The sequence below is a fragment of the Huijunlia imazamoxiresistens genome (assembly GCF_037132455.1).
In the GTDB taxonomy this organism is placed as follows: domain Bacteria; phylum Bacteroidota; class Bacteroidia; order Chitinophagales; family Chitinophagaceae; genus Flavisolibacter; species Flavisolibacter imazamoxiresistens.
Window position 1 is genome coordinate 193,287 of record NZ_JBBBEI010000012.1, and the last position, 6,000, is coordinate 199,286.

Consider the following 6,000-nt stretch of genomic DNA (forward strand, 5'->3'; position numbering starts at 1 on the left):
GCGAAACAGGGGTTTTTTGATTGCGAATGGTTGTTTTAAAAGGGTAAAGCCGGTTTTCCACGACGTTCAGGGAAACGGTCCGTGCGGTAGAGCAAAGAAAGCAACGGCGCTTTACGCCCTTGTTACCGCTGGGGGAATTAATTGTTACGAATAAAAAGGCAAGAAAGGGAATCGGCATCAGGCCGGCAGCAGCATAAAGAAGGTGGCGCCCCTGCCGGGTTCCGCCTCGGCCCAGATGGATCCATTGTGGTTGGTGACCACCTTTTGCGCGATGGCCAGGCCGATACCGGTGCCGGGGTATTCCGAGCGCCCGTGGAGCCGTTGGAACATATTGAAGATCTTTTCGGCGTTTTCCTGTTCGAAGCCGATGCCGTTGTCGGCCACTTCGATGAGGTAGCAGGACAAGGAGCATTCCACCGGAAGGGGCTCGCCTTCGCGCACCCGGCGGCAGCGCAGGGCGATCTCGGGCGGCACTTCGGGCTTGCGGTATTTAAGGGCATTGCTGATGAGGTTTTGGAACAGTTGCCGCAACTGCCGCTCATCGCCCGGGATCACGGGCAGCTCCTCTATATGCAGGCGGGCGCCGGACTGCTGGAGGGAGGTTTCCAGGTCGTGGAGCACTTCCTGCACCACCTCGTTCAGGTCCACCTGTTCCGTCATACTGGGCCTGGTACTGGCTTTGGAGAAGGCCAGCAGGTCCTCGATAAGGGTACGCATGCGCCCGGCGGCATTTTCCATGCGTTCCAGCATCCGGCTGTTGTCCTCCGGCGCCCCGGTAACCAGTCCCTGCCGCAGCCGCTCGGAAAAGAACTGGATCTTCCGCAGGGGCTCCTGCAGGTCGTGGGAGGCGGCATAGGCAAATTCCTGCAGGCTGGTATTGGACCGCTGGAGTTCTTCCACCATCCGCTCCAGCTGTAGCTGTGCCTGTTTGACGGAAGTAATATCGGTAAGCACGAAAATAAGCCGGTCGGGCCCCAGCCGCGAAAGGGTGACTTCCAGCCATTTCTGTGTCGGCTCCCAGAAAAGCTCCGTATGCTGGGAGGTGCCGGTCTCCAGGGCCTCCCGGTTCAAGGGAAGCATCCGGGAGGTCCACACCTCCCCGGCCATCTGGGCAGCCGTCTGCGACAGGTACTCTTCGCGGGAAAGACCGATGAGGCGGATCGCCGCATCGTTGGCCATGACCATTTTCATATCGACAATGACCCCTTCGGCAGTGCGCTGCACCTCGCCCACGGAGATGCCGCCCGAAGAGTGGACCAGGATGTTTTCCAGCAGCCGCCGCTGTTCTTCGATCTGGCCGGCGGCGCGTTTCTGCCCCGAAATATCGGAAAAGGTGACCAGCACCCCGCTGTCCAGCTTTACCGAGGAGATCTGGAACCAAGTGTCCAGGTGGGGGTAATAGATTTCCTGGCTTTCCGGCCGGCCGGTTTCAAAAACGCGGCAATGCATGACAAACACCCGGTTATGTTCATCTGCCGGGAACAGGTGGAGGTAGGACTGGCCCAGCAACCCCCGGTTGGAGGACAGGCCCAGCAGGCGGGTAAAGGCGGGATTGACCCGTTCGATCAGGAAATCGCGGGTTCGTCCCTTTTCGTCCATCAGGGCTTTGGCCACGAACACCCCGTTGGGCGAGGCGTCGAGGATGCTGCCGGCCAGGGCCCGCTGCTGGTCCAGCTCCCGGATCATGCGGGCCTCCTCGCTGATGTCCTGGATCACCGAGAGCACGCCGCCGCGGAAGGGCGAACGCAGCACCTTGGCGTACTTGTTGACGGCCGCATTAAAAATCCGGGACTGGGAGGGCTTCCCGTCGCGGTATACCCGGATCATTTCTTCCAGAATATTCTGGCGCAGGTCGTCGGTAAGGGTGGGCGAATTGGAAATGCGGAGGCCGCTCACCTCATCGCGGTGCAGGTTGAGGTAGCGGGCGCCTTCGTCGTTGCAGTAAACATATTCGAAATCGACCGGCGATCCCCCCTGCCGGTCAAAGAGCGGACGCGTCCAAACGACGGCCTGGGGCTGGCCGTCAAAGAATTCGGAAAACAAATAGGCATCATACAGGTTGTCCATTGCCAGTTTTCTTGGAATACCGATGAAGGGTTTAGAATTGGGGTTTGTCTTCACTATACTTTATCCCTAAAAATACCTTGCCAGAGAATAGGGCCGCACCTGGCCGGGAGCCCAGGAAGCGGGAGCACCGGAGGCGAAAGGAGCTTATCTTGTACCCGCCTGGTCCCGGCATCCGGCCGGCCGCTCACCCGTATTTTTCCTATTTAATTGCCTGTCAATGGATTATCATTTACAAACATCCATATACGGCCAAGTTCGCTTACAACCATCCTGCACTATCCGGCTTGCTGTAGGGCTTTTTCACCCTGCTTCTTCCCCCATTCACCGATTCCCACTGCCCCGCTAAGCACAACCGTGCTAATTTTGAGTCATCAAACAAGCCGATACCCTTGTAAAACAAAGAACACCAATATCTTATAAAAACCATTTTTTCCAAACCTGTTTAACTACCAACCTCATGAAAAACCAAAGAAACTTCCTTTCCAATGGAAAGGGCATGCTCTCCACCGTACTCGTAGCCGCTTCCCTGTTTGCCTGCTCCAAAAAAGATGCGCAGCAGCCCGCTACCCTCGATGAGGCCAACACCGTAGCCTCCGCTTATGCCGCCCCCAGCTCCGCCCTCCACGTAGAGGAAAAAATGGAAGGCTCCAACCCCTTCGTTACCTTTGGCGGCAACCCCGAAAACTGCCTGACCGACTGGACCTACTCCTTCCCCAAGATGGACTTAGACGGCAAAGCCGTGCGCTTCGAGATCCGCAAGGACCAGCCTAAAGTAGGTTCTTCTTCGAAGATCCGCTCCGAAGTGACCGTCATCCGCGGCTCCGAATGGCCCAACTTCGGCAAGGAAGCCTGGTACTCTTTCTCCATCTTTTTCCCCGCCGTTGGCTATGAGCCCGACAGCGAAAGGGATTGCATCAACCAGTGGTTCGAAGATGGTTCCGACGAGACCACCATCCGCACCCAGGATGACAAAGCATTTTTGGAAGTAACCCCTCCCGCAGGCTCTACTACCCTGAAAAAATATGACCTGTTCTCCGCCTCGCTGAACAACAGCAGCAGCGTAGCTACCGGAGCGGTTTCCGGCTTCAATAAAATTTCCAAGGACAAGTGGCATGAGTTCGTGTTCCACATCATCCACTCTACCGGTTCCGACGGTCTGATTGAAGTATGGCGTGACGGTGTGAAGATCCACACCATCAGCGGCCGCAACATGCACCTGAAAGTTCCCAAATGGAAGATCGGCCTGTACAAAGCCTCTTTCCTGAACGGCACTTCCAACCGCAACTCGCGTGTCCTGTATTTCGACAACGTACGTGTAGGTACTGCCAAGGCTACTTTTGCCGACATGACCTCGGGTAAGACTACGCCGACCACTCCTCCTACACCCCCGGTTGATCAGCCCACTACGCCGGAAACTCCGACTACACCGACCACTCCCACCACGCCGACAACGCCCACTACCGGTGCTGCCACAGTGGTAAGCTTTACCGCAGTAAACTCGGTAAAAGAAGCAGATATCGCAACCATTAAAGAAGGTGCCAAGATCAGCCTGAGCAAGGTAGGCGTTAAGAAGCTGAACTTCCGTGCCAACGTAAATGGTACCGCTAGCCAGGTGAAGATCGAACTGAGCGGTGCTGCCAGCCAAACCTTCACCGACAGCAAGGCTCCGTTTGCCGCCTTTGATGATGTGAACGGCAACTACAAGAGCTGGACGCCCGTAGCCGGCAAGTACACCCTGACCGCCACTCCTTATGTAAACGGCGTTGCAGGAACTCCCTACAAGGTTTCCTTCACTATTGCGAAGTAAGTAAGCAACAACCCATAAATTAAAAAGCAGCCGGTCAGCCGGCTGCTTTTTTTATGCGCTGAACAAAGCGAAGGATCCCTGTTTTCTCTGAACCTTTATTCCATTACCGCGAAAGTGATTTGTACACTTCGCCGGCCAACATCCGGGCCCCTTCCGCGGTTGGATGCACCCCGTCCATTACGATCGTGTCCTTTCCGAGAAAGGGATGATACAGGTCGATCAGGCGGGTCCGGGTTTTCCTGCGTACTTTTTTGACCTTGGGAAGAATGCCCCGGCGCATGGTGCTGTCGTTGATGCCCCAGTTGGTTTGGAAAACAGGTATAGGGTAGCAGACGTAAACCTTCGGGTGCGAGGGCAGTTGCTGAAACGAGCGGACCAGCCTGACATAATCAGCGACAAAATCCTTTTTATATTTCCAGTTCTGGGGTTTGGTATCGTTGGTGCCGAGTTTAATGATCACGATATCGGGATTCCAGGCGAGGGCGTCGCTGTAGACGCTTTCCTTCCGGTAAGGTCGGTCGCCCTGCAGCAGCAGGGTGCGGCCGCTTTTGCCGTAGTTGTGCACTTCGTAGCCATCACCCAGTAACAGTTGCAGCTGCGCCGGGTAGGCCTGTTCTTTCGTTAATCCATGTCCCTGGGTGATGCTGTTACCAATACAGGCTACTTTGATCTTTCCCTGGGCAAAGCCGGAAAAGGAAATGCCTAAAAACAGGATAAGGCTGGCGACGGCGGCCGGAAATTTTCGATGGAAGAAGGTGCTCGATTTCATGCGGAGGGTTGATTTGCGGGCTGCAACATACGTGGTTTTGGCAAATTAAATCCGGGGGATGTGAAATGTCCGGGGATCGGGAAAGCTAAAAGTGAAACGGAGTTCGGAAACCATTTTAAAAGAGGAAAGGATCCTTCCGGTCGGAGGGCCAGTTTCTGTCAGGGGCAGGTTTTTCTGAGCGCTTATCACTTCTGCTTTACCAGGATGCAAGGGCGCCACCACATTATATAGTTTTGAAGATGATTTTTCTTGAATCATTTTTTCAATTACGGCACAAATATCCTCGTAATGGATATGGTTTACCGCCATGTCAAGGTTTGCAACGGGGTATTTACTCAATAGCCGGTCATCGCCCATCAGGCCCCCTAAGCGTAAAATGTTTGTCTGCGGGTATTTGTTCGTTATGAGAAGCTCACCTGGAACCTGTTCGGAGGGAAGGCTGTCTTCCGCCACCTCTCCGGATGCTTGCGTATAGACGCCGATCGAGCTCATGAAAAATAATTGACCGGGATAATCTCCTATGAAAGAGGCCAGTTTATTCATTCTCCTTTCTATGACGTCTGGCAAACTCTGTTTACCAACAAGTGGGACGGTAATAATCAAAACATCCAGCTCATCGGCCACGCTCCATGGAGGTATGGGCGCATTTGTTTCCGCGAAGCTTATAACAGTGGGATGAAACCCTTTCGCTTCAAGTGGAGCCGCCTTGTCAAAAGAGGAAACGGTGGTATATATGCTGTACCTGGTACATAAAGCTGTTGCAATCCTATAACCCAGCCAGCCACAGCCGACAATGCCTATTTTCTTCATATTTCAAACTGTCTATTTCGGGTAAACTTAGCGTGTTTGCATGCTTTCTTTAAAATATTTCGCCAATAGGGAGCCATAGCTCAACCGAATTCTGCACCGGTACTGTCATCGCTATTCGGACCGGTATGGGAGGCATTGTTGGGCAGCGCCCAACCCTGTGCAGCCAGGACGGTTCGACCCGGTAAAGCTGCCCCGCTCCCACCCATGGTTTGAAACCATCTGTTACGGGCCTTCCCATCTGCAGCTCTCCTACATGCACAGGCATGGGCGCTGCCCATGATTAACCTTATGCTGGACATTTTCTACCAATCTCGCCTGAGGCGAGACCCAAGAAAGACAACGCCAGGAAAGCTGCGTTCCGTTAGGAACGCCTGGTGGGTAGAAAAGGTTCTGGTTGAGGATCTCCGTTCCGCCAGGAACGGTTGGTAGGCTGCAATTACCAATCGTCCCCAGGGGGACGAAGAACTCTTACCGCTTTTTTCTACCCACCAGTTGTGCCCAAAGGCACAAAGAGTTCAGCAAAGTTGGGCTTAACGCCAAAAAGGCC

At 54.4% G+C, this 6,000-nt stretch carries 4 protein-coding genes; 1 reads left to right on the forward strand and 3 read right to left on the reverse strand.

Translation table 11 applies throughout. The features are described 5' to 3' along the window. Positions 1-177 precede the first annotated feature (177 nt). Positions 178-2,067, reverse strand: a complete 1,890-nt coding sequence (locus tag V9K67_RS15865) for an ATP-binding protein (RefSeq protein WP_336724044.1) — start codon at positions 2,065-2,067, stop codon at positions 178-180. 457 nt (positions 2,068-2,524) lie between these two features. On the opposite strand from V9K67_RS15865, the gene V9K67_RS15870 reads away from it, so the two are divergent. Further along, positions 2,525-3,874, forward strand: a complete 1,350-nt coding sequence (locus V9K67_RS15870; RefSeq protein WP_336724045.1) for a heparin lyase I family protein — start codon at positions 2,525-2,527, stop codon at positions 3,872-3,874. A 103-nt stretch (positions 3,875-3,977) separates the two neighbouring features. Here V9K67_RS15870 and V9K67_RS15875 read toward each other — a convergent pair whose 3' ends face one another. Both V9K67_RS15875 and V9K67_RS15880 read right to left on the reverse strand, forming a co-directional pair. Next, complete coding sequence (locus tag V9K67_RS15875; RefSeq protein ID WP_336724046.1) at positions 3,978-4,643, reverse strand: GDSL-type esterase/lipase family protein; 666 nt, start codon at positions 4,641-4,643, stop codon at positions 3,978-3,980. A gap of 45 nt (positions 4,644-4,688) precedes the next feature. Beyond that, positions 4,689-5,453 (reverse strand): Rossmann-fold NAD(P)-binding domain-containing protein, encoded by a 765-nt coding sequence (locus V9K67_RS15880; RefSeq protein ID WP_336724048.1) that lies wholly within the window; start codon positions 5,451-5,453, stop codon positions 4,689-4,691. Positions 5,454-6,000: the final 547 nt, after the last annotated feature.

What these genes read in the sequence shown, in the direction of transcription:
- V9K67_RS15865 (WP_336724044.1), bottom strand. Translation starts at nt 2,067, where the DNA reads ATGGACAACCTGTATGATGCCTATTTGTTTTCCGAATTCTTTGACGGC.
- V9K67_RS15870 (WP_336724045.1), top strand. Translation starts at nt 2,525, where the DNA reads ATGAAAAACCAAAGAAACTTCCTTTCCAATGGAAAGGGCATGCTCTCC.
- V9K67_RS15880 (WP_336724048.1), bottom strand. Translation starts at nt 5,453, where the DNA reads ATGAAGAAAATAGGCATTGTCGGCTGTGGCTGGCTGGGTTATAGGATT.
- V9K67_RS15875 (WP_336724046.1), bottom strand. Translation starts at nt 4,643, where the DNA reads ATGAAATCGAGCACCTTCTTCCATCGAAAATTTCCGGCCGCCGTCGCC.